Source organism: Nostoc sp. (assembly GCF_036917155.1).
Lineage (GTDB): Bacteria > Cyanobacteriota > Cyanobacteriia > Cyanobacteriales > Nostocaceae > Nostoc.
The window spans coordinates 26119-49852 of record NZ_JBALDZ010000150.1; the positions used below are offsets into that span (position 1 = coordinate 26119).

Annotated in this window: 26 protein-coding genes; 19 read left to right on the forward strand and 7 right to left on the reverse strand. The window is 42.6% G+C overall.

The features are described from left to right. The first annotated feature begins 53 nt into the window (after positions 1-53). Together accB and V7K67_RS20340 are read left to right on the forward strand one after the other, a co-directional pair. A complete protein-coding gene (gene accB / locus V7K67_RS20335; RefSeq protein WP_334732100.1) occupies positions 54-611 on the forward strand; it encodes an acetyl-CoA carboxylase biotin carboxyl carrier protein in 558 nt (185 codons plus the stop codon). A 62-nt stretch (positions 612-673) separates the two neighbouring features. Beyond that, on the forward strand, positions 674-1021 hold the full coding sequence (locus tag V7K67_RS20340) for an ArsR/SmtB family transcription factor (RefSeq protein ID WP_334732099.1): 348 nt from the start codon (positions 674-676) through the stop codon (positions 1019-1021). 96 nt (positions 1022-1117) lie between these two features. Here the strand turns inward: V7K67_RS20340 and V7K67_RS20345 are convergent, their stop codons facing one another. Both V7K67_RS20345 and V7K67_RS20350 read right to left on the reverse strand, forming a co-directional pair. Further along, a complete protein-coding gene (locus V7K67_RS20345) occupies positions 1118-1729 on the reverse strand; it encodes a GerMN domain-containing protein (RefSeq protein ID WP_334705938.1) in 612 nt (203 codons plus the stop codon). A gap of 308 nt (positions 1730-2037) precedes the next feature. Continuing rightward, the gene (locus V7K67_RS20350; protein WP_334732098.1) at positions 2038-3852 is read right to left on the reverse strand and encodes a proline--tRNA ligase; all 1815 of its coding nucleotides are present in this window, start codon (positions 3850-3852) and stop codon (positions 2038-2040) included. Between the two features lie 591 nt (positions 3853-4443). Here V7K67_RS20350 and V7K67_RS20355 point away from each other — a divergent pair. The 5 genes from V7K67_RS20355 to V7K67_RS20375 all read left to right on the forward strand — a co-directional run bounded on the left by V7K67_RS20355 (position 4444) and on the right by V7K67_RS20375 (position 10094). Further along, complete coding sequence (locus V7K67_RS20355) at positions 4444-5826, forward strand: 1-acyl-sn-glycerol-3-phosphate acyltransferase (RefSeq protein ID WP_334732097.1); 1383 nt, start codon at positions 4444-4446, stop codon at positions 5824-5826. Positions 5827-6106: 280 nt separating this feature from the next. Then, positions 6107-7081 (forward strand): GTPase Era, encoded by a 975-nt coding sequence (gene era / locus V7K67_RS20360; protein ID WP_292845488.1) that lies wholly within the window; start codon positions 6107-6109, stop codon positions 7079-7081. Between the two features lie 312 nt (positions 7082-7393). After that, positions 7394-8071 carry a response regulator gene (locus V7K67_RS20365; RefSeq protein ID WP_179067025.1) on the forward strand — a complete coding sequence of 226 codons (678 nt, stop codon included), beginning with the start codon at positions 7394-7396 and terminating at the stop codon, positions 8069-8071. Between the two features lie 985 nt (positions 8072-9056). Beyond that, entirely contained in the window at positions 9057-9530 is a 474-nt protein-coding gene (locus V7K67_RS20370) for a TspO/MBR family protein (RefSeq protein ID WP_334732095.1), read from the forward strand. A gap of 90 nt (positions 9531-9620) precedes the next feature. After that, a complete protein-coding gene (locus tag V7K67_RS20375; protein ID WP_334732094.1) occupies positions 9621-10094 on the forward strand; it encodes a TspO/MBR family protein in 474 nt (157 codons plus the stop codon). Here the strand turns inward: V7K67_RS20375 and V7K67_RS20380 are convergent. Together V7K67_RS20380 and V7K67_RS20385 are read right to left on the reverse strand one after the other, a co-directional pair. Continuing rightward, positions 10054-10797: a M15 family metallopeptidase gene (locus V7K67_RS20380; RefSeq protein WP_335168148.1), complete on the reverse strand. Its 744-nt coding sequence runs from the start codon at positions 10795-10797 to the stop codon at positions 10054-10056. The two genes, V7K67_RS20375 and V7K67_RS20380, sit on opposite strands and share 41 nt — an antisense overlap. Before the next feature lie 331 nt (positions 10798-11128). Further along, on the reverse strand, positions 11129-11377 hold the full coding sequence (locus V7K67_RS20385) for a DUF4926 domain-containing protein (protein ID WP_334732093.1): 249 nt from the start codon (positions 11375-11377) through the stop codon (positions 11129-11131). A gap of 60 nt (positions 11378-11437) precedes the next feature. Here V7K67_RS20385 and V7K67_RS20390 point away from each other — a divergent pair, with 60 nt between their 5' ends. The 5 genes from V7K67_RS20390 (at position 11438) to V7K67_RS20410 (ending at position 16896) form a co-directional block, all read left to right on the forward strand. Beyond that, positions 11438-12907, forward strand: a complete 1470-nt coding sequence (locus tag V7K67_RS20390) for an aminotransferase class I/II-fold pyridoxal phosphate-dependent enzyme (RefSeq protein WP_335168122.1) — start codon at positions 11438-11440, stop codon at positions 12905-12907. A gap of 199 nt (positions 12908-13106) precedes the next feature. Then, positions 13107-14090, forward strand: a complete 984-nt coding sequence (locus V7K67_RS20395; RefSeq protein ID WP_335168123.1) for a choice-of-anchor A family protein — start codon at positions 13107-13109, stop codon at positions 14088-14090. A gap of 135 nt (positions 14091-14225) precedes the next feature. After that, entirely contained in the window at positions 14226-15245 is a 1020-nt protein-coding gene (locus V7K67_RS20400; protein WP_334732090.1) for an ABC transporter ATP-binding protein, read from the forward strand. Between the two features lie 328 nt (positions 15246-15573). Next, on the forward strand, positions 15574-16461 hold the full coding sequence (locus V7K67_RS20405; RefSeq protein WP_334732089.1) for an ABC transporter permease: 888 nt from the start codon (positions 15574-15576) through the stop codon (positions 16459-16461). Positions 16462-16497: 36 nt separating this feature from the next. Next, positions 16498-16896: a hypothetical protein gene (locus tag V7K67_RS20410; protein WP_334705928.1), complete on the forward strand. Its 399-nt coding sequence runs from the start codon at positions 16498-16500 to the stop codon at positions 16894-16896. 78 nt (positions 16897-16974) lie between these two features. On the opposite strand, the gene V7K67_RS20415 is transcribed toward V7K67_RS20410, so the two are convergent. Continuing rightward, positions 16975-17412 (reverse strand): peroxiredoxin, encoded by a 438-nt coding sequence (locus V7K67_RS20415; protein WP_334732088.1) that lies wholly within the window; start codon positions 17410-17412, stop codon positions 16975-16977. Positions 17413-17605: 193 nt separating this feature from the next. Between V7K67_RS20415 and V7K67_RS20420 the strand changes: the two genes are divergently transcribed. The 7 genes from V7K67_RS20420 to V7K67_RS20450 all read left to right on the forward strand — a co-directional run bounded on the left by V7K67_RS20420 (position 17606) and on the right by V7K67_RS20450 (position 21602). After that, positions 17606-18010, forward strand: coding sequence for an Npun_F0494 family protein (locus V7K67_RS20420; RefSeq protein ID WP_334705926.1), 405 nt, complete (start codon positions 17606-17608; stop codon positions 18008-18010). Positions 18011-18327: 317 nt separating this feature from the next. Continuing rightward, positions 18328-19812, forward strand: a complete 1485-nt coding sequence (gene cobQ / locus V7K67_RS20425; protein ID WP_334705924.1) for a cobyric acid synthase CobQ — start codon at positions 18328-18330, stop codon at positions 19810-19812. Positions 19813-19929: 117 nt separating this feature from the next. Beyond that, positions 19930-20166, forward strand: coding sequence for a 2Fe-2S iron-sulfur cluster-binding protein (locus V7K67_RS20430; RefSeq protein WP_334732086.1), 237 nt, complete (start codon positions 19930-19932; stop codon positions 20164-20166). Positions 20167-20280: 114 nt separating this feature from the next. After that, complete coding sequence (locus V7K67_RS20435) at positions 20281-20529, forward strand: type II toxin-antitoxin system RelE/ParE family toxin (RefSeq protein ID WP_334732085.1); 249 nt, start codon at positions 20281-20283, stop codon at positions 20527-20529. Between the two features lie 65 nt (positions 20530-20594). Beyond that, positions 20595-20906 (forward strand): HigA family addiction module antitoxin, encoded by a 312-nt coding sequence (locus V7K67_RS20440; RefSeq protein ID WP_335168127.1) that lies wholly within the window; start codon positions 20595-20597, stop codon positions 20904-20906. Between the two features lie 302 nt (positions 20907-21208). Continuing rightward, a complete protein-coding gene (locus V7K67_RS20445) occupies positions 21209-21391 on the forward strand; it encodes a type II toxin-antitoxin system HicA family toxin (protein WP_334732083.1) in 183 nt (60 codons plus the stop codon). Continuing rightward, a complete protein-coding gene (locus V7K67_RS20450; protein WP_334705919.1) occupies positions 21384-21602 on the forward strand; it encodes a type II toxin-antitoxin system HicB family antitoxin in 219 nt (72 codons plus the stop codon). Before V7K67_RS20445 ends, V7K67_RS20450 begins: the two co-directional genes overlap by 8 nt. 74 nt (positions 21603-21676) lie before the next feature. Here the strand turns inward: V7K67_RS20450 and V7K67_RS20455 are convergent, their stop codons facing one another. Next, a complete protein-coding gene (locus tag V7K67_RS20455) occupies positions 21677-22120 on the reverse strand; it encodes an SRPBCC family protein (protein WP_334732082.1) in 444 nt (147 codons plus the stop codon). Between the two features lie 44 nt (positions 22121-22164). Further along, positions 22165-23604 carry a 9,9'-di-cis-zeta-carotene desaturase gene (zds, locus tag V7K67_RS20460; protein ID WP_334732081.1) on the reverse strand — a complete coding sequence of 480 codons (1440 nt, stop codon included), beginning with the start codon at positions 23602-23604 and terminating at the stop codon, positions 22165-22167. Positions 23605-23734 lie beyond the last annotated feature (130 nt).

Genomic DNA, 23734 nt, shown 5'->3' on the forward strand with positions numbered 1-23734 from the left:
CCCCTGCCACACTTAAAATGCTAATTTACGGATAGGTCGAGGTAATAAAAACTGTGCCATTGGACTTTAATGAAATCCGCCAACTTCTGGCAACTATCGCACAAACAGATATTGCAGAAGTCACGCTCAAAAGCGATGATTTTGAGCTAACAGTCCGTAAGGCTGTGAGCATCAGCAATCAGATGTTGTCGGTAGGTCAAGGGACTTTAGGCGGTGTGGTAGGTTCAGGCTTGACATCAGGTTCATCTGGGGGAAACCAGGTGAACACAAGTCAGGTAACGGAGGTATCCTCATCTCGCGTGTTTGAGAATACTGGTACTAGCACACAATTGCAGTTGTCAGTAAGTCCTCCCTCAATCATTGACCAGAGATTAGTAGAAGTGCCTTCCCCAATGGTAGGAACGTTTTATCGCGCTCCTGCGCCTGGGGAAGCGGCATTTGTGGAAGTGGGCGATCGCGTCCGCAAGGGTCAAACAGTCTGTATCATTGAAGCCATGAAGCTGATGAATGAAATAGAAGCCGAAGTCTCTGGGCAGGTGATGGAAATTCTCCTACATAATGGCGACGCTGTAGAATATGGTCAACCTTTGATGCGAATTAACCCTGATTAAGTATTAATGTATATATGATGTGAGTCATTGTTAAAATTTTCTTTCCTTGCGGGTTAACCCTGATGAAACAAACGTTGCCTTTACCACCAGAAGTGGTGCAACAAGTAGCTGAATACTTCAGCCTGTTAAGTGAGCCAATGCGCCTACGGCTGCTACACTTATTACGGGATGAAGAAAAATGCGTGCAAGAGTTGGTAGAGGCAACACAGACTTCTCAGGCAAATGTGTCAAAACACCTGAAGGTAATGTGGCAAGCAGGTATCCTTAGCCGCCGCAGTGAAGGAACTTGCGCCTATTACCGAGTGGAAGATCAAATGATTTTTGAGTTGTGTAATCGGGTTTGCGATCGCCTCGCTACAAGGTTAGAGCAGCAAGCCCATAATTTTCGTGTATTAAATAGTAAACGGTAAGTTTAAGAGAGTTATGAGTTATGAGTTATGAGTTATGAGTTAAAACTCCTCACTCCTGCATAGACGCGATTAATCGCGTCTCTACTCCTAACTTTTTTAAAGGGGATAATCTTTTTGAAACTGTTCACGAGTTAGCGGTTGTTGTATCTCTACACCCTCACCGCCTAAAACATCCAATGGTTTGCCGTTCACGTCAATGTACACCTTGGCTTTGGGATTTAAAGTTGTTGCAGTGTAAACAACTTGTCCCACGCGGCCCATCATTGAGGTGCTACCACCGCCGCTGGTAAAATCTTCAGATAAATTAACGTGAACCTCATCCTTTTTCGACTTCAGCCCCAATAGCTTGGTTCCTTTAGGGATGGTTGTTGAATCTGTCCCTTCTGTTGGGCCTGCTAACAAACTTTGGAAAGCTGCTTCTAAAGCCTGGTTGGGTAGTACAGAAGCTACTTTAACAGGCTGGGGAACCAAAGCAACATTTTTGTCCTTTGGTCTTAGCCAATAAACGTTAGGCGTTTGCTCATTACCTGGCTGCTTAATTGATGGCTGTGCTGGTTGAGCTATTTGCCCAGAGACGTTTGATGGTGTGGGAGTATTGCTGGAGTGTGAGGTAAACCAAGCCACACCGCCACCCACCGCTACAACCACTGCTGACACAGCTGCAATTACGCCTGAAGAAATCCGATTAGATCCTTGTTGGTCTTTCATGTTTAAAACCTTCCTAACTGAGGGCTGATATGGTATTTATGTGAGGAGCAGCCTGGTTAACGACGATACTTGTAACTGAAGAGTTTCTCACAACTGCGAGGAGGCTTGATGCCTTTAAATACATTAATACTGTAAGTCCCTGATTCAATTTTAGAATTTTTATTTCTAATCCGTCACCTGCCAAATTATGTAAATCTCATTCTTTCTTGAGATGATTAAATTTACAACGCAGAGGAACGCAGAGGAACGCTGAGTATTACAAAAGTCCCTCTGCAAACCTCTGCGCTTCCCTTTGCGTACCTTTGCGTTTAATCTTTACCCTCTATTGCTTCGGTAATCCACTTATGAAGTGTAGTTGTAACTTCATCAATGACAATTTCTTGAGATTTACGGGTGGCTCTTTCTACAACTTCAACTTTGCCATTAGTGATCGCACGTCCGGTTACAATTCTATAAGGTATGCCAATCAAGTCCGCATCTTTAAATTTCACTCCCGCCCGTTCGTCGCGGTCGTCTAGTAGAGTTTCAATTCCTGCTTGATTGAGTTCTGTGTAGAGTTTTTGGGCGATTTCGATTTGTTGAGCATCCTTAATGTTGGGAATTGTGACGATCACATGGTAGGGTGCGATCGCAACTGGCCAAATAATCCCATCTTTATCGTAAGATTGCTCTACGGCAGCTTGTGCTAGTCGTGATACACCGACACCGAAACAACCCATAAATAGCGGCTTTTCTTCACCTTGTTCATTGGTATAAGTTGCACCCATCGCTTGGGAATATTTAGTGCCTAATTGGAAGATGTGACCGGCTTCGATTCCGCGGGCGCTTGCAAGGGTTTGTTCGGGGTTGTGGAGGGCGCGATCGCCTGGTCTCGCCTTTCGTATATCTACTACACCGTTTGGTAGTGGAAATTGCTCACCCCAGTTAGCACCAACTACGTGATAACCAGTTTCATTCGCACCTGTAACAAAGTTTTTTAAATCAACGGCTGTTTGGTCTACCAAGCGCAAAAACTTGGGATGGATCTGTTTCTTGGCGGTAATATACTCATCTGCGATGTCTGGCGCAATGTAGCCTAAAGGTAGAGATTTGGCTGTCCATGCTTGCTGCGCTTCTACATTTGGTACATTCAAACTAATAATAGTTTTAGCACCATACTCAGGAGCTAGTTTGGTCAATTCATTTTGCAATTTGACTTCATTAACTTCCTGATCGCCTCGGATGCTCACCAGAACTAACACTGTTAAACCATTATCATAAACTGTTTGATAAAGGACATTTTTAACTAATTGAGTGGGAGAAGAGTTGAGGAATTGACAGACTTTTTCAATGGTTTCTGTTCCAGGTGTATCGCGTTTTTCGTAGGTTGTAAACCGTGAGGTTTCGGCGTCAATTGGTAAAGAAACAGCCTTTTCTACGTTAGCGGCGTATTTACCATCCTCAGTGTAGAGAACTTCGTCTTCGCCAGCTTCCGCCAAAATCATAAATTCTGTGGAACCAGAACCACCAATTGCACCAGAATCAGCCTCTACTGCCCGAAAAGCTAAACCAGAACGCCGTAGGATATTGCTGTAGGCTTTATACATATCCTGGTAAGTTTCTTTGAGGCTGGCTTCATCGGGATGGAAAGAGTAGCCGTCCTTCATAATAAATTCTCGTCCGCGCATTAAACCAAAGCGGGGACGAATTTCATCGCGGAATTTGGTTTGAATTTGGTAGAGATGCAGTGGTAGCTGACGATACGAGCGAATCATATCACGAGCGATCGCTGTGATTACTTCTTCATGAGTTGGGCCTAATCCTAATTGTTGCTCGCGGCGATCGATCAGGGAAAACATAATCCCCTCAGCTTTGGTATAAGTGTCCCAGCGTCCCGATTCCTTCCATAAATCAGCAGGTTGTAATTGCGGTAAGAGACATTCTTGTGCGCCTGTCGCGTTCATTTCTTCCCGCACAATCTGGGAAACTTTTTGCAGTACCCGCCACATTAAAGGCAAATAAGCATAAATACCGCTACCGATGCGACGAATGTAGCCTGCACGGAGTAATAATTTATGGCTGGGAATCTCAGCATCAGCCGGATCATCCCGCAGTGTAACAAATAACATTTGTGAAAGTCGCATCGTTTACTCCCTTTCCAGAATCTCTAATTTGTTTATAAACCACCTGGCGATTAGAAATCGCGGCTACACAAACTCAAAGTCTGCCTGCGCTGACTAAGAAGGTATCCTAGCTTTTGAACTTGCGTGGTGTGCGATCGGCTATCGGGTGAAAATGTATTACCAGGATTTAGCTTGAGTCTATCCTGTTATTAAGATTTGCAAGTGCTGCTAAATCTCCATTATCGAGGAAGGCAGGAGGAAAACTGCCCGACGCTCGTTCGCCCTTGGGAGAAGACTCGCTTTGCGCGTCGCTATCTCTCAAGTACCGCGACCAAACTTTTCTTGGGTTTAAGACCCCCACTGAATTCTTATTCAGTGGCTTCAATTCATCCGGGGTCGAATCCTATAAGTGAATTGCTCCTCCTGCCTCCTTCAACTGCCCATATTTTACATCGCAGCAGAAAATACTCTATAAGTCTGCGTAGGTGTGCTTGATTAGAAGAACCTGCTGAGGCACGTTTTGTCTGTGTGGCTGCGACTTCAATCGTCAGGGTATCTTACAGCAGCTAAGATAGCTTAAAAGAAATCACGGCATCTTTAGGAGAAACTACCTTGGCAGATGTAATTTATCAAGCACAGGCACCCTTAGAATTTATTCCTCCGGCGTTTAACCCTTTATTGCTACGAGTCGTCAATCTATTGCTACCCAGTTGGATAAACTGGCAAACATCTATTACCCAAATTGAAGCAGATAACGTAGAAGTTCTGGTGGATCTCTATCGCCAGTTTCAGGAGGGTAAGATCCGTTTTATGTTGGCATTTCGCCATCCGAAAACAGACGATCCACTTTGTTTAGGTTACTTGCTGTCTCAACTCGTACCAAAGACAGCGCGATCGCAAGGTACAACACTACAACATCCGATTCACGCTCATTTTATCTACGATCGCGGCATTCCTCTCTGGGCAGGTTCCCACGTTGGCTGGATTGCTTCTCATTTAGGTGGTACTCCGATTCAGCGGGGAAAAGCTGACTGGACGGGGTTACGTTCGGCGCGTGAGTTGTTCGCCAATGGTAAATTCCCGATGGCAGCTGCCCCAGAAGGTGCTACCAATGGTTTATCAGAGAATATTAGCCCTCTAGAACCTGGTATCGCCCAATTAGGCTTCTGGTGTGCTGAAGATTTGCACAAAGCTGGACACGATCAACAAGTTCTGATTGTACCAGTTGGCATTAAATATAGTTACGTTGATGCCCCTTGGGATGCGATCGCTAATCTTTTAAGTGAATTGGAAGCAGCTAGTGGTTTACCTGTAAATCCACCAGAACAGGCTTCCGTAGAATCGCTTTATCCCCGGTTGTTGACTTTGGCAGAACATTTACTTTTGCTCATGGAAGAATTTTACACCCGGTTTTATCATCAAAAACTGCCAGATCCCAAGATTATCAATGGGCAAATTCCCGATAGAAATGAAGCGTTAGCAGTTCGTTTACAAGCTTTGTTAAATGCAGCATTGTTAATATCAGAACAATATTTCGATTTGCAGTCAAAAGGTAATTTAAGTGACCGCTGTCGGCGAGTAGAACAAGCAGGTTGGAATTATATATTTAGAGAAGAATTTAAGGATGTCAAAGGAGTGTCTGCTGTCGAAAGAGCTTTAGGCGATCGCGTTGCTGAAGAAGCGAATGCACGGATGTGGCACATGCGTTTAGTAGAAAGTTTTGTAGCTGTTTCTGGTAATTATATTCGCGAAAATCCAACAGTAGAAAGATTTGCTGAGACGACTTTAATTTTATGGCAAATGATTGCTAAAATCAAAGGGAATAAAGCTGTGCAGCGTCCACAATTGGGTAAGCAAAAAGTAAAAATAACTATAGGTGAACCTATATCTATTTCGGAACGTTACCCGAAATATCAAGAAAATCGTTTGGCTGCTAGACAAGCTGTTGCTGATGTGACGAATGATTTACAACAAGCGATGGAAGATTTAATTTGAGCAGGACGGAAAGGACAATTGCTTTAGACACCTAAAATTATCTTGACAAAAAAAGATAAATGTGTGTGAAATGTCAAGTAAAAGTCCTTCCTGCTAAATGCCAAAGTAATCTTATGCTTGTTTTGCGTCTAAAAACAAAACCAAGTTATCTCAGCTGTAAAATATAAGTGTAGAGCCAGTAGTAGATTAAACCTCGGCAAAAAAAATCCCTAAAAGTGCGAGGGTAATTTTATGCTTGTTTTGTGTCTAAGAAAAAACCAAGTTATCCCAGCTATAAAATATGAGGGTGGAGCCAAAGGTGACTAGTATTGATAATTACACTTTCTCTTTTTCAGGAGAAGTAACAATCCCTCAAGCTCCTCCTGAATTCAAATCAGGTTTTATCGGCATTGTTGGTCGTCCAAATGTCGGTAAATCTACTCTAATGAATCAATTAGTAGGACAAAAAATTGCCATTACCTCACCAGTAGCGCAAACTACACGTAACCGGTTGCGCGGTATATTAACGACACCAGAGGCGCAGTTAATATTTGTAGATACACCAGGAATTCATAAGCCTCATCATCAATTGGGTGAAGTATTGGTGCAAAATGCCAAAATTGCTATTGAATCAGTAGATGTCGTGCTATTTGTAGTAGATGGAGCGGTGGCTTGTGGAGCAGGCGATCGCTATATTGCCGAATTGCTCAGTCGCAGCAAAACACCGGTGATTCTGGGTGTGAACAAAACCGACCAACAACCGGACGATTCTCAGTATCTAGATGATAGTTACGCTCAGATGGCCCAATCTCACGAATGGGAAATCGTGAAATTTTCTGCCAAGACTAGTGCAGGATTACCGCAACTTCAAGAATTATTAATTGAACATTTAGAACTTGGGCCATTATATTACCCGCCAGACTTGGTAACTGACCAACCAGAACGCTTTATTATGGGTGAATTGATCCGAGAACAAATTTTATTATTGACTCGTGAAGAAGTACCCCATTCAGTAGCGATCGCCATTGACCTAGTAGAAGAAACTCCCAGCATTACCCGTGTACTTGCTACCATCAACGTCGAGCGCGATTCCCAAAAAGGCATACTCATTGGCAAAGGCGGAGCGATGCTCAAAGCAATTGGCAGTGAAGCTCGCGAACAAATTCAAAAGTTAATTGCTGGTAAAGTTTACCTAGAATTATTTGTGAAAGTTCAGCCAAAATGGCGACAGTCGCGGCTCAGTTTAGCAGAGTTAGGTTATCGTGTGGAAGAATAAAAAAGTTAGGAGTTAGGAGTTAGAAATTAAAGAGCTATGAATAACTCCTGACTCCCTGCTTTGTTTATAATTAGTAGGTTTTTCAAATTAGACCAATTTCTTTAGTTTGAGAACCAATATGATTGCCTGAAACCCCTAAATGCCAGTTGAATAATTGAGAAACTTCTCAATTACTTATTGGAAACCTAAATACCTAACCTTGAAAGCAAATCCAAACTCCAAACTCCAAACTCCAAACTCCTAACTCCTAACTCCTAACTCCTAACTCCTAACTCCTAACTCCTAACTCCTAACTCCTAACTCCTAATAAAAATGTCTTTAGATACTCCCTATCCCTTAAATTTACCTGCCAATGCTCCGCCATTGCGTGTGTTAATTGTTGAAGATGATCCAATGATGCAATTAGGATTAGAGCAATCGTTAATGGCTCATCCTCAGTTAGAGATTGTTGGACAAGCTGAAGATGGTTATTTGGGAGTTCAAGCTGCACTGCAACTGAAACCCGATTTGGTGGTTATGGATATTGGATTGCCGCGATTGGATGGCATTGCGGCGACACAGCAAATTAAGGCGGCGCTGCCAGCAACTCATGTAGTGATGCTGACATCTCATCAAACGGAGACAGAAATTATTGCGGCACTATCTAGCGGTGCAGATGCCTATTGTATCAAAGGTGCAAGTGTAGAAAGATTGTTAAGTGCGATCGCCGCCGCCGTTGATGGTGCAGCCTATCTCGATCCCCAAATTGCGCGGCGAGTAATTGATAATCTCAAACCACCTTCACCCACTACCAACACAGCTAATTTATCTGGACGCGAATTAGAAGTGTTGAAACTCATGGTAGATGGGTTGAGTAACCCAGAGATTGCCGAAAAACTCTATCTCAGTCCCAACACCATTAAAACTCATGTCCGAGGGATTATGAATAAATTAGCAGTAGACGATCGCGTGCAAGCAGCAGTCGTTGCATTGCGTTCTGGGTTGGTTTGATTATATATAAATTAAACTTTACAAGTAGAGGCATACATATAATAGATGTATGCCTCTATGACCGATTAATTCGATTAATTTGTCGCCAAGAATTTGGAAAAATAGTCTACCTCAACGCATTTTCGTTAAAAGAGTTTGAGAATTGATTAGGGTCTAGATGATCTGGAAATAGTAAAATTTCCTTGCCTTCTAAATTTGCCTTTTGGTGAAGCAAAATCGCCTTTTCCAAAGAACAATATTTAATTGGAACCCATCTGTCGCTATAAAAGTAGACAGTTACTCGGCTCATTGCATACTCTTTCAGCGGTAGTGGAACGTACCAGGACGAGTCCACAATTTGAACTTTACCTGTTGAGTCCATGCTTTGAACCTCAGCTACTAAGTATATTTACTCTCGCTCGTCATTCTTATTACTTTCACTCATCCAAGTGAATTATGGTAACTATCATAAGTAATAAGCTAATTTGTCTTTAAGGTAGAAGTTTAGGAGTCAACTAGCTTTTAGTTGAGATTGAGCCTTAGTCGTTGGTAAGGAATTTTTGGGTAAAGTTTGACGGGTTGTCTTTTGACGCAACTATATTTTATTAATTCATAGCGAATTAACTTTAGCAAAACTCTGCGTACCTACCCTGCGGGAAGGCGTACCCCTACGGGGATCTTGCTACGCGTAGCGTCTCCAAGAGTTGCGCCTATGCGTTTACCTCTGTGTTCCTCTGCGTTTAAAAAAGTTACGAACTTATGCAAAGCTGTACTTAGTATGGTATAAACTTCACTGTAATCGCGGTGCGATCGCCTCCAAACTAGTAGTGATCGCCTAACCTTTCTACCTTCTACCCCATACCCAATGCCCATAATTTAAAATCCTGCCAAACGATATCAAGGTTTCAAACTCAGGGATGATGAGTAATTAGCAACTAAATTGACAAAATCACACTATAAAGAGTGATATTAAGCGATAGATAGCGCTTGTAAAGGACTAACGGGCATGATTAAATCTTGGATGGTGATTGGGGGTGTGGCTTTCTTAGTTGCTTTAGCCGCGAACGTGATTACGCCTAGCGATCGCCAATGGTTCAAGCGTTTACAAAGACCAAGATGGCTAACCTTTGAGGGCGCGATTCCCATTATCTGGACTGTAATATTTATTTGTGGTGCTTGGTCAGCTTATATTGTCTGGGAAAAAGACCCAGGAAGCACTTCAACCTGGTTAATTATGGCTTTATATCTGCTATTAGAAATTGTCACGATTGCCTATACGCCTATCATGTTTAAGCTTCGCAGTCTGAAAGTGGGCACAATTCTCGGTGGCACAGGTTTGATCATCAGTGCTTTATTGATACTTGCAGTCTTAGGTTTTTCTGGTTGGGCAGCACTATTACTAGTTCCTTATTTACTCTGGAGTCCTATTGGTACTTATACCACTTGGCAGATGATCAGTCTCAATCCTGAAGATGCCTAAGAATCGCCCCAGAGAATGATTAAACATATAGCCTAAATTGTCAAACTTGCAGTGTATGACTTGACAAAATACACAAAACTTGAGTGCATTATGATTCCATCTTGGATAATAATTGGGGCTGTAACCTTCTTCATTGCTCTTGGGAGTTTCTTGATTACGCCGCGTGATGTTAAATGGTTTGCACATTTAAGTCGCCCTCGCTGGCTAATTTTTGAGCCGTTAATTCCGTTTATCTGGACTGTGATTTTTATTGGTGGTACAGCTTCAGCTACTATTGTCTGGCAAAAAAATCCCGGAAGCCTAATGACTTGGCTATTAATGGCTTTGTATCTCGTGGTGGAAATTATCACCGTTGCCTACATACCTCTAATGTTGAGATTTCGCAGTCTCAAAATTGGGGAAATTCTTGGATTAATGGGTTTGATTTTAGCCGTTGTCCTGGCAATCTGCGTTTTACCGATTTCTCTAATGGCGGCGCTGTTACTCCTTCCCTATCTAGTTTGGACTCCCATTGGTACTTACACTACTGACGAGTTAAGAGAGTTAAATCCTCAAGATGCATAAGTAGTCGTCCATAACGTGCTGCGACAGGATTGCCTGGATTGGATTGATTATTCAGCCAAGCCCACATTTGATCGCCGACAGAAAAATGCCACCATTCTCTAGGATTGCGTTGAAAGCCGGCTTTTAACATTACATCTCGCAATAACTGACGGTAAGCATGATACTTTTGTGCCTCTGAGTCATCGCTATTGGCATAATAATCGGGATGCGATCGCTCTGACATTTCATCAATTGGCGAACCCATATTTATTATTTGCCCAGCATCATCTACCAGCGTCACATCCACCGCCGCACCTGTACTGTGAGGAGGCGGAGTTTTTTCATCCAAACTCGGTACAGCCCAAATTTCATAAACCGCCTGCCAAATTTCTTGACGTTGGTTTGGTAACAACTCCACCTCAGTCAGTCCCCTATCCTGCACTGCTTGGGCGAAGCTGTAATCTACCATAAACTGCTGAACTGCGATCGGGCGATAGGCATCAAAAATTTGGATATGCCAGTTAGGATGCAGAATATTAAGATAATTTTGCGCTTGGAGCAAATTTTCAATAACGCTTTGACGGAGATAATAGGGGGAGCGATCGCCATAAGGCGCACCTAATTTTTCATAAGGATGGGGAGATTCCACCGCAAATAATTCTAAAGGAATCTTGATTAGCGGTTCACCACACTCGAAAATTGGGATTTGATGATAAGGCCTCATGTGAATAATTCGTAGTTCGTAATTCGGGAAAAATTTAGGCAATTGCCAAATCATAATGTAAGAGGATGTTTGAAAAGTATTAGGCGAATAAAATTCGCTACTAGACATCTCCAGAAATTAAAGATGCGTTACCCAGAACCCTCGTAGAGACGTAGCACTGCTACGTCTCTACATTCTTTTTCGGAGATGTCTATCTACTACACAAACGTTCGCGAGTGCGTCTCTAAGAGTTGTCCACTAAGAAAAAATCAAGGGTTTTTAACCCACGGAGGTGGGTTTTGTTTGTGTAGCCGCGAATTCTATTCGCCCGGTGAGTAATAAATTAGACTTTTCAAACAACCTCTAAAACTAAGATTTCATCTGCTCTCAAAGTAGCCATTGCATATTCACAGCCTTGGGTATCAGCAAACTCGACTAGATAATGATATTCTTCTTCTTGCTCATACACTTCTACAATTGTTCCAACTTGCCCACTGGGTAAGCTTTCGATAGAAGTATAATCTTCTTCTACTAGTTGTAATCTCTCAGTGGAAATAGCCTTGAGTGTATCAATAGTATCCAAAAGTTTAACTTTTTTCACGTCTATGAATATGACCTAACAGACTTCAAATTTTATCATTCACGGTTCGTTTCTCCAAAAATGCTCAATCAAAACCAAATACCTGTATTAGACGCCTTAAAAGCCAATGCAGCCCGTCCCCATACTCCCTTTTACACCCCAGGACATAAACAAGGCAAAGGCATCTCTCAACCCTTAGCTGACTTACTTGGCAAAGATGTCTTTCGCGCTGATTTAACCGAATTAGCAGATTTAGATAATCTCTTTGCACCCCAAGGTGTTATTCAAAAAGCCCAACAACTAGCGGCTGAGGCGTTTGGTGCTTCGCAAACATGGTTCCTTGTCAATGGTTCTACTTGTGGGATTGAAGCGGCAATTCTTGCTACCTGTGGAACAGGCGATAAAATTATTCTGCCTCGAAATGTGCATTCTTCGGCGATCGCTGGTTTAATTCTCTCTGGTGCTATACCAATTTTTCTTAATCCTGAATACGACCCAGTTTTAGATATTGCCCATAGCATCACGCCCAATGCTGTACAATCTGCACTCCAACAGCATCCAGATGCAAAAGCAGTGTTGACAGTTTACCCAACATACTACGGCGTTTGTGGAGATTTGAGTGCGATCGCCAACATCACACATCAATATAATATCCCTCTACTTGTAGATGAGGCACACGGCGCACACTTTGCCTTTCATCCCGAATTACCAACTCCAGCTTTAGCAGTAGGTGCAGATTTAACTGTGCAATCCATCCACAAGGTACTTGGTGCAATGACACAGGCATCAATGCTGCACGTTCAAGCTAATAGGATAGATGGCGATCGCATCAGTAAAGCTTTGCAACTTGTACAGTCTACCAGTCCTAGTTATTTACTTTTAGCTTCCTTAGATGCAGCGCGTCAGCAAATGGCACTCCACGGAAAAATGCTGATGTCTCGCACTTTGCAACTTGCTGACGAAGCTAGAACGATAATCAGTCAAATTCCTGGATTATCAATCTTAGAAATGCCTCGGTTGGGGGGATCTCCTGGGTTTGTGGGTTTAGATAAAACACGACTAACTGTCACAGTTTCCGCTTTAGGCTTAACTGGATTTGAGGCAGATGAAATTCTGGATGAAAAATTAGGCGTTACTGCTGAATTTGCCTCACTGCAACATCTCACCTTTATCATTAGTTTGGGCAATATCCTAGCCGATATTGAGCAATTAGTCCAAAGTTTTACTACCCTCACAAAAGAATATCGCCGAACTGATTCAACAGTTAAAAACCAAGTTTGGCAAAATCTGGATAAAACACCGAGTTCTGCTTTAAAACTTTCTCCCCGTGAAGCTTTTTTTGCAGTTAGTGAAACATTACCTTTGTCACAAACTAATAAACGCATCTGCGCCGAAATCATCTGTCCCTATCCCCCAGGAATTCCTGTGTTAATGCCGGGAGAAGTCATCACCAAATCTGTCCTGGAATATCTACAACAAATCCAGGCTATGGGGGGATTTATTAGCGGTTGCAATGATATTAGCCTCAGAACTTTGAAAGTTGTGAAATAACATACTCACTCTTAATTTATGAATTATTTTTGATAAAGATTTAATTATATAGTCAACAGTAGATATGCGGTTAAATAGAGGAATAAGTAAAAATACACAGTAATTATACAGCTATAAAACTTCAATGAAAATAACAACAAACTAATGCCATCTTTGACTTATACCCATAGGATCATATTGATGATTACTCAAATAAAAGATGAAATCGAAAATCTATTATGTTTGGAGATTAGTAGCAACTCCGATTGTAGTCACTCTGGCGCTGGGTTTCTCAGCAAGAGCGAATGCAGTTGAGTTAGGCGCTGCCTCTGATTACAATGTATTTGTTCTGGGAGATATCACTCAAAAATATACAGATATTGAAGGAAAACTTGCTGCTGGCGGTAATGTGAATTTCGTCGGCGGACTTGGAAGCAAACTTTCTGGCAATAGCGGGAACGTAGTAGTAGCTGGACAAAACTTAACTCTAAGCAACGGTCAAGTCTACCACGGTAATGCAGTCTACGGAGGCAGTGCTAATGTGTCTAGCAATGAGGGGTTTCCACAGGGAACTTTCACCAAGGGTAATTCCATCGACTTCAATGAAGCAGGGAAACAACTACGAGGACTATCTCAATATTTGGCAACCTTAACCCCTACTGGTAAAACAACTGTTCAATCTTGGGGTGCTATTAACCTTAGTGGTAGTGGTACTGCTTTCAATGTTTTTAATGTTGCCGGCTCAGATGTCTCCAAGACAAACTATTTTGAAATTAAGGGGGATGCAAATTCAACTATTGTTATCAATATCAGCGGTAAGGATGTGTCGCTGCAAAACTTTGGGTTCAATATCCTTGGCACAGATCAACAAAAGGTGATTTACAACTTCTATGAAGCGACAAACATAACTGCCAGTGGGATTAGCATACTAGGTAGTATTCTTGCGCCTTTAGCTAATTTCAATTTCAATAACGGTCAAGTTAACGGCAATGTAGTAGTAGCTTCCTTAACAGGAAATGGCGAATCTCACAACTATCTGTTTAATGGCGATCTGCCAGATGTCCCAACTAAGTACTACACTCCGCCTACGCCTCCCACTCGTACTCAGGTTCCAGAGCCGACAAATCTTCCAGGTTTAGGATTAATTGCTGTAGCATTTGGTTTGTTTCGCTACAAACGCAATCCAATAACTTGCTTAAAATAGCTAGAAATTTTTGGCAGCATAGCGCATGACGCGAATTTATTTATAGATTTTCGCTCATGCGTTATTTCCTTACTCTCTACCTTCTACAATAAGGATAGACTTTATTGAGATTTGTATAGTTGGGGATCAGCTGTCATGGCTCCCGCCGTTTTCATTCAAAATTTGCAAAAGTGCTACGGCACAGTGGTTGCCGTCCAAGATGTTTCCTTTCAGGTAGAACCAGGAGAAATCTTTGGTTTACTTGGCCCCAACGGTGCTGGGAAAACTACTACCTTGCGTGCCTTGTGTACGTTGACCACACCGGATGCTGGCAAAATCGAAGTATCTGGCATCTCTGTGTTAGATAATCCGAGAGTGGCAAGACAACGACTAGGCTATGTAGCTCAGGAAGTCGCTATAGATAAGGTGCTGACTGGAAAAGAACTGCTGCAATTGCAAGCAGCACTTTATCACCTCCCAAAAGCAGTAGCCAAACAGCGTATTGAGACGGTATTAGATTTACTCGGTTTGCAAGAATACGCCAATAAAAAGACAGGAACCTACTCTGGCGGTTTACGCAAGCGCCTAGACTTGGCTGCTGGGTTGCTCCATGCACCGGATGTTTTGGTGTTGGATGAGCCAACTGTGGGGCTTGACATAGAAACTCGTTTTGTGGTATGGGATTTCTTGAGAAAATTACGCGCCTCTGGCACGACGGTAGTAATTACCAGCCATTATTTAGAAGAAATTGACGCCCTAGCTGATCGCGTGGCAATTATAGATCGCGGCGTTGTAATTGCCAGTGGTACACCTTCGCAATTGAAAGATCAAGTAGGGGGCGATCGCATCACCTTGCGAATCCGCGAGTTTTCCCCCATTGAGGAAGCTGAAAAAGCCAAAAACCTCCTGAAACCTTTGCCCTTTGTCCAAGAAGTGATCATTAACAGCGCTCAAGGTAATTCCCTTAACTTAGTGGTGACACCTCAAAACGATGTTCTGATTAACATACAGCAAGCGCTAACAACCTCTGGCTTGCCCATATTTGGCATCGCCCAATCTCGCCCCAGCCTCGATGACGTTTACCTTGCTGCCACAGGACGCACATTGTTAGATGCAGAACTCGCAGCTGTTGCTACCCGCGATCCCAAAGCTGAGAAAAAGCAGAATATGAGATAGGGAATGGGGCATTGGGCATAGGGTATGGGGCATGGAAATACTCATTGGTGTCAACTTAACGCGAAACCGCTCGTCCGTCGGGAATTGAAATTCCCGCCTCATAGCTAAAGTCATCTGAAGATGACTAAATATCGCCAAAAATCTTCAGTATACTTCAGTAGACTTAAGCTAAAAGCCAAAGGAATTTATTCCCTGGCGGGCGATGAAGCCAACAGTTAAGCTATTTTTGGCAAAAGTAGACACTTATGGGAAATACTTCCCAATGCCCAATTCCCAATGCCCAATGCCCAATTCCCAATGCCCAATGCCCAATTAATCCAAAATTCCTATGAGCGTTACTCCTAAATCTGATATCAATTGGCAGCCACTAGCATCGCCGCAAGCAGATGCTAATACTGCACCTAACTTTTTCGGTGAATTGGTACAAGAGACGTTGGCTTTAACTCGTCGCTTGTTTATTCAGTTGCAACGCCGTCCCTCATCTTTAATTGCTGGAATTATTCAACCAGTAATGTGGTTAGTACTATTTGGTGCATTGTTCCAAAATGCTCCCAAAGGTATATTTGGCAACACAACAAATTACGGTCAATTTTTGGCTGCTGGCATCATTGTGTTTACAGCCTTTGCTGGGGCGCTAAATGCTGGTTTACCGGTAATGTTTGACCGTGAGTTCGGCTTTTTGAATCGTTTGCTGGTAGCACCATTAGCATCGCGGTTTTCTATTGTCTTTGCCTCAGCAATCTTCATCATCAGCCAAAGTTTGTTGCAAGCAGCCGTAATTGTTGCAGCAGCAGCATTCTTGGGGGCTGGACTACCAGATATCGCGGGTTTAAGTGCGATCGCTCTTATTGTCTTGCTCTTAGCTTTGGGAGTAACAGCTATCTCCCTCGGTTTAGCGTTTGCTCTACCCGGACACATTGAATTGATTGCAGTGATTTTTGTCACTAACCTACCATTATTGTTTGCGAGTACTGCTTTAGCACCTCTATCTTTCATGCCTCAGTGGTTGCAGGTTATCGCTACCCTGAATCCTCTTAGCTATGCCATCGAGCCAATTCGCTATCTCTATTTCCACAGTAATTGGGAATTAGGTAGTGTAGTGATGCAGGCTCCTTGGGGCAATGTTACCTTTGGGGGAGCGTTGCTGGTGTTGTTTGGCTTTGCCATAGTCGCTTTACTAAGTATTCAACCCCAACTGCGTCGGACTCTTGCTTAAAGAGATAAAATAGATAAATCTTAGGGTAGAAACCCCATGAAAAAACCATTTTTACAAATTACTAGACTGTTTGTAGCTACGGCAGCAGGGATTAGCTTTGCTTCCTTGCTGATGGCTCAACCCAGTTCCGCTCAAACCAGCAGCCCAGAGGATGCTTTTCCCAGTACTAGTAACACAGACCAAAATACCAATCCTTTCTCCCGTTCCAACTCAGATAATTTCAACATGCTTGACCTGATTCATCGGGCAAATTTTGGTACTCTCAACTGGAATTCTGACCAACAGAACGAAGAACTAAACTCAGCAGCAGCAGCCTTTAAAGCAAGGCAACAAAAATTAATTCAAGGTCAACAACGGCAAGCAACCCCCAGTTCGCAGACGATTATACTACCATCAACTACGCCGCCATCGGTTACACCGCCATCAGGTAACTGAATTCAAATAAAGAACCCCAAGCCTGTAGAGGCTTGGGGTTGAGAATATTTAAAAAATCCTTAATTATCAGGTAAAAAACTACAGGCCAAGTGCAGTTAAAACATCACTAGCATGGGTGGTAGTATTTACACTAGCGTCAACATGGGTAATTTTGCCGTTGGGGTCAATTACGTAGGTGACACGCTTGGCATAACCACCGCCATCCACATCGAAAGCTTTGATGAGGGATTTTTCGCTGTCTGCCAGTAGGGGAAAATTCAAATTATATTTTTGGGTGAATGCCTGATGCGAGACTTCATCATCTGCACTGACTCCCAAGACTACAATATCTTTGCCTTGATATTGAGGTTGGGCATCCCGAAAACTACAGGCTTGTTTGGTGCAACCTGGCGTGTCATCTTTGGGGTAAAAATACAAAACCACTGTCTTTCCGGCAAAATCAGATAACGAGACTGTGTTGCCGTTTGTATCTTTGGCGGTAAATGCAGGTGCATCCGTACCAACTGCTAGAGGCATAATTAACCTTTCCTGTTTCAGATTGTTGATGCACTTGAAATTTTACATTAATTTATAATGATTAAAATAATTACTAAGAAATAGCATAACTATACTTTAGGTAACTAATTTTGGTTTAATGAGGTGTTTACTGCAATAAAAAAGATATTCTTCAATTAATCTTTTTAAGAAGAAAAATTTATACCCATACACAATGCCTGTTGTTGATTCCCAAAACCCAAATATTTTTGTCTATCCTCAAAGTACAGTAGAAAGAGCCGAGCGATCGCTAGTGTGTTCACCCTTTAATGTATCTTTATTTGAAGTGATGGGACACCAGAGTGTGTCATTAACTGCGATCGCACTAGAAAATGGACGCAAGCAGGGCTATACCAAGCGCCCTTTATCAGAATTAGCCTGTGATAACGCCTTGGGCTGGCTAATTCAAGTGGGTGTATTGCGGCGAGAAGTCGATGGACAGGGAATTACAGATAGTTTTCGCCTCACTCCTTTGGGACGCCAGTTAGTGGAACAATATCAAGGAAAAAATTGGCGTACTCCTTCATGGCGCGATCGTTTCTATGATACTGTGATTCGTTGGTTACGGATACCTTTTTAGAATCAAAACCCCAAGAGTTAGGATTAGGGAATCAAAGGGAACAATATATACGGAAACATCACATCTATTCATGAAGTCTTTACCATAATCATCTAATGGCATTGGGCATTGGGCATTGGGCACTTGTACTGAACTTTGCCTTGGCGTAGCTTCTTGTAGAGAAGTATTGGGTGCGGGGCATTAGTTATTTCTCCCTCATCTCCCTAATCTCCCTCATCTCCCCTGCTCCCCTGCTTTTTAAATGATGGACGATTGTTACATAACTATTCGCTCCTAAAAATTAACCCTGTATCTTGAAAAACTAAGTGATAGCGACTATGAAATCAATTATGGTGGTGGGGACAACATCTCATGCAGGGAAATCACTTTTAACTACAGCTATTTGTCGCATTCTGTCGCGGCGTGGTTGGCGAGTGGCTCCCTTCAAAGGTCAAAATATGGCTTTAAATGCTTATGTGACTGCCAGTGGTGGAGAAATTGGCTATGCCCAAGCAGTGCAAGCTTGGGCGGCGGGAGTCGTGCCTTGGGTAGAAATGAACCCAATTTTATTGAAACCCCAAGGGGATATGACTTCTCAAGTAATTATTAAAGGTAGGTCTGTAGGCAAAGTGAGTGCTTCAGATTACTACGAGCAATATTTTGAACTGGGATGGCGGACAATTGAAGAATCGCTACAGCATTTAGGAACAGAGTTTGACTTGGTGGTTTGTGAAGGTGCCGGTAGTCCAGCGGAGATCAACCTCAAGCACCGCGACTTAACTAATATGCGGGTGGCAAAACATTTAAATGCGCCAACGATGTTAGTAGTTGATATTGACCGGGGTGGTGCTTTTGCCCATATTGTTGGCACTTTAGAGTTATTAGAACCAGATGAACGCGCCTTAATTAAGGGTATAGTCATTAACAAGTTCCGAGGACAGCGATCGCTCCTAGATCCGGGGATAAAATGGTTAGAAGAACGTACAGGTATCCCCGTTGTCGGTGTTATACCTTACTTACAAGAAATGTTTCCAGCAGAGGATTCTCTTGACTTGCTAGAACGTCAATCGTCGTCGAATAAAGCCCAAACTGACCTCAACATTGCCGTCATCCGCTTACCAAGAATTGCCAACTTCACTGACTTTGACCCACTAGAATCAGAAAGTACAGTTTCAGTAAAATATCTTAGCCCTAAGCAAGATTTGGGACATCCTGATGCCGTGATTATCCCAGGTACAAAAACCACAATTTCTGATTTGCTACTGCTGCAAAAAAGCGGTATGGCAGAAGCTATCCAACACTACGCAGCTTCCGGTGGAACGGTTTTAGGTATCTGCGGTGGCTATCAAATGCTTGGTCAAATCATCGCCGATCCAGAAGGGATAGAAGGACAAGCAGGCAGATTTCAAGGGTTAAACCTTTTACCAATCAGAACTGTAATTACCGGACAAAAAATCGCCCGCCAGCGCCAAGTTAGCTCAAATTATCCACAACAGGGCTTGCCAGTTAATGGCTTTGAAATTCACCAAGGGCGATCGCGCATCGAACAGCAAGGGATAGATCCTCAATCCTACCACGCCCTATTTGACGATATTAATTTAGGATTAGTGGATAGTTGTCAATCGGTGTGGGGAAGTTACCTCCACGGGCTTTTTGACAATGGCCCTTGGCGACGGGCTTGGTTAAATCGTCTCCGTCAACAGCGCGGGTTAAAATCTTTACCCACAGGTGTTGCTAACTACCGAGAACAGCGAGAGCAAATTTTGGATTCCCTAGCCACTGAAGTAGAAAGCCATTTAGACTTAACTCCATTTTTGTCTTAAACTAAAGTGCATATTTTTTCGATCAAAGTGTCATTAGTAAATGACTAATGACCAATGACCAATGACCAATGACCAATGACTAATGACCAATGACCAATGACCAATGACCAATGACCAATGATTGTTCATATCCGCTTTTTACCAGATGATGTCACAGTAGATGCTGAAGTAGGCGAAGCCCTCTTAGATGTAGCAGACCGGGCTGGGGTATTTATTCCCACCGGTTGTCTAATGGGGTCTTGTCACGCTTGCACTGTGGAATTAGAAGATGGAGAGATTATTCGCGCTTGTATCACCGCAGTACCGCCACGCGAGGAATTGACGATTAATTTGTTTAGTGACCCAACTTGGTAATGTCGCCCCTGTTATTGAATAAGGATTGGTATGCTACGCGGGTATTATATTGTGTTATTGTGAATATAAGAACTTATGAGTTACGTAACGCATAATATCTATCATTTCTAATGTATGTCTCCGTCAGAAAAATATCCAAAGTTTAAAGATAAAAGGACGGAGCGGTTTGCTTTAGGTGAGAGGGTAAAAGAGTTTCAGGCTTTTACAGACCAAGCATACAAACGACTTGATATATTAGATGCCGCTACTAACAAAGAATCTCTGATGAAACTACCGAGCAACCATTTTGAGTCTTTAGAGGGTGATCGAAAAGGTCAATACAGCATTCGGATAAATAAGCAATGGCGAATTTGTTTCAATTAGCCAGACGAAGAATCTAAACCTTTCAACATTGAAATCACAGACTATCATTCTTAAAGAATAACAACATGGCACGGCCGCCTATCCATCCTGGAAAAATTCTTGCTGATGAGCTTCATGAATTGCAGATGAGTGCAAGTGAGTTAGCACGTATCCTTCATGTCCCGACAAATCGTATTACTGAAATAATTAATGGTGAACGGGCAATTACTGCTGACACAGCATTACGATTAGGCCAATGGTTTGGTACTGGTGCCCAGTTGTGGATGAATTTACAAAAGAATTATGAGCTTAGACTAGCTGAAGAAAAAATGGGTGAAGAAATTCAGGCAACTATTTCGCCCCGGATATTATCTGAGTACAAGCAAATCAATGCCTAAAAAAAATCTAATCAATAATTAGATTTTCTGAATAGGCCGCAAGATACTTTGACCGAGAAGATTGGAGATTGGAGATTGCAGATTGCAGATTGCAGATTGTTTTTGGTACAAGCCCAGCATATTGTGGGCGGAATAAATCTCAAATCGTCAATCTCAAATCCTCAAGCTGCATCCAAGAGTGGGTGTAGTCAATCTCAAATCTACAATCGGCAATCTACAATTGTTTGACCCATTTTTTCTGACTGTGGCGATCGCATATTTTAACAAAATTAATGCCAAAGAAAATCCGGTAACTGAAGCAAATGCTTTGCCAATCAGGTTTTACAGAATTCCCAGGAAAAGGCAGTCACACTAACTGGGTGCATCCTTTGTATGATGGAAAAATTACGCTTTCAGGCAAAGATGGAGCAGATGCTAAACGCTACCAAGAAAAGGAAGTAAAACAGGCAATTAAAAAATTAGAGGAGAAGAAAGAAGATGAGTAAGCCGAAGTACCAAATGCTTATTCAATGGTCTGATGAAGATGATTGCTATTTAGTAGGATTCCCTGATTTTCCAGGACAACACTGGCGCACTCATGGTGATACTTACGAGTTAGCGGTGGCAAATGGAATTGAAGCCTTAGAGTCTCTTATCATCGCTTACGAAGCTATGGGTGATTCACTTCCAGAACCAACAGTTTATAAAGCTGCATAGTTTTGGATCTTAAGTTCTCACAGCTTTATCACAAAAATATAAGGAAACTTACTATTAACAAAGTCCATCTGTGCTTAACTAGATTTAACATTTAGCGCATATTCTTTAAACCTTTCCAAATCAGCTTGAATTGTCGATTCAACTATCCGTCCCAAAAATAAGTTATCCATAATTTTGCCAATAATGCCGGGGATGGCGTAGGAAATGGTCATTTTGACAACGCTAGTACCGTGGCGATCGTAAAAGCGAATTGCTCCCTGATTCGGCAAACCATCAACAGATTCCCATTGGATAATTTGGTTGGGAACAACTTTGAGAATTCGGGATTGCCAATTAAATTCTAGACTGCCAGTCTTTAATTTCCAAAGAGATATATCTGGATTATCCGGCGGAATTTTCACCGAATCAATCCACTTCATCCACTGGGGCATTTGCTCTAAATCAGACCAGAGGCTCCATACTAAATCTATGGGAGCCTCTACTTCTACCTGCACAGTATGCTCTAACCAGTCTGACATTTCTCTTCTTCCTTCTCTACGAGACGCTGCGCGATCGCAGTTCGTTATTTCTTCAAACTCTCTAAAATTACTTTTGCCGCACGCCGTCCAGAAATAGTAGCACCTTCCATACTGTCGATGTAATCTTGCTGAGTATAACTGCCAGCCAGGAAGAAGTTATCTACTGGTGTTTTTTGGTTGGGACGGTACGCATCCATTCCTGGCGCTTCTCGGTAGAGAGACTGAGCGAGTTTTACCACGCTGTACCAAGTCATATTTAGCTCCCGCGATGAGGGAAACAGTTCATGGACTTGTTTGAGGATATGCTGTGCGATCGCTTCATTACTTTGTCCAATAAACGGATCTCCCGGTGTCAGCACTAGCTGTAACAAAGATCCCTGTCCTGGGCGATAATAATCAGCAGGGCTAGTCAACGCCAAATCAGCAAAACAAGAAAAGTCAGCATCGGCTGTGTAAAGTAAATTATCAATTCCAGCCGCATGATTTAGTTGTTTACGTTGCTCTTTATCCTTCAGTTCCGTTACCCAACCATCGAAGCGTAACTGCACTGTCGCCACTGGTACTGCATCAAGTTTGTAAATATTGTCAAATTCTGACCACTTACGCCACTCCTGGGGTAAGATGCGTTGAATTCCTGGAACATCACAGGCAAAAACGTAAGCATCAGCAGTGATTGTTTCTACGGTATCACCTTGAGCAACTGCTATACCAGTGACGCGGGTTTGTTCATTTAACTCTCTAAACTGAATTTCCCGTACCTGCCGACGCGTGTAAACTTTAGTGCCTCTAACTTCCAGATATTCCAGAATGGGCTTGTGTAAATATTCATAAGGAGAACCTTCCAGCATTCGTAAAACTGAAGCTTCAGTTCTGACTGCAAATAACTGGAATATCGTTAACATACAACGGGCAGACATATTTTCGCAATCAATAAACCCCAATGCGTAGGCAATGGGATTCCACAGACGCTTGATGCTGCCATTACTGCCACCATGACTGCGGAACCAATCAGCAAAGCTAACTTTATCCAAATTGCGGATGGTTTTCATCGCCCCGTTAAAGTCTACCAATCCGCGCACTATCGGACTAGTACCCAAAGCGATCGCATTTTGCAATTTATCTTGCAACGATAGTTGAGAAGTAGTGAAAAATGCCTTTAAACCATTGAAAGGCGCACCTGTAAGAAAGCGAAAATCTAAAGCACCAGTCTGGCCCCCTTTGTTAATGAAAGTGTGGGTATGTTCCTTGAGGCGTAAGTTTTCTAACACCCCCACTTTCTTCATTAAGTCAAATAGTTGGTAGTAGCACCCGAAAAATACATGCAGCCCCATTTCTAGATGGTTGCCATCTCCATCAACCCAACTGCCAACTTTACCACCCACAAACGGACGAGACTCAAAAATCTCGACTTTACAACCAGCATCAGCTAGATCTACTGCGGTTGCTAGTCCAGCCAGTCCCGCACCTACGATTGCAACACGCATTCCGTCGTTCCTTTTCAGTTTCTTTACAGATTGTAACTGGGTTGGTGTCGGAATTTGCTACTTAATATCAACTCTACCAGCATATTAAGGCATGGCAATATCGATACTAAAACCTCTTTGATTACTTCTT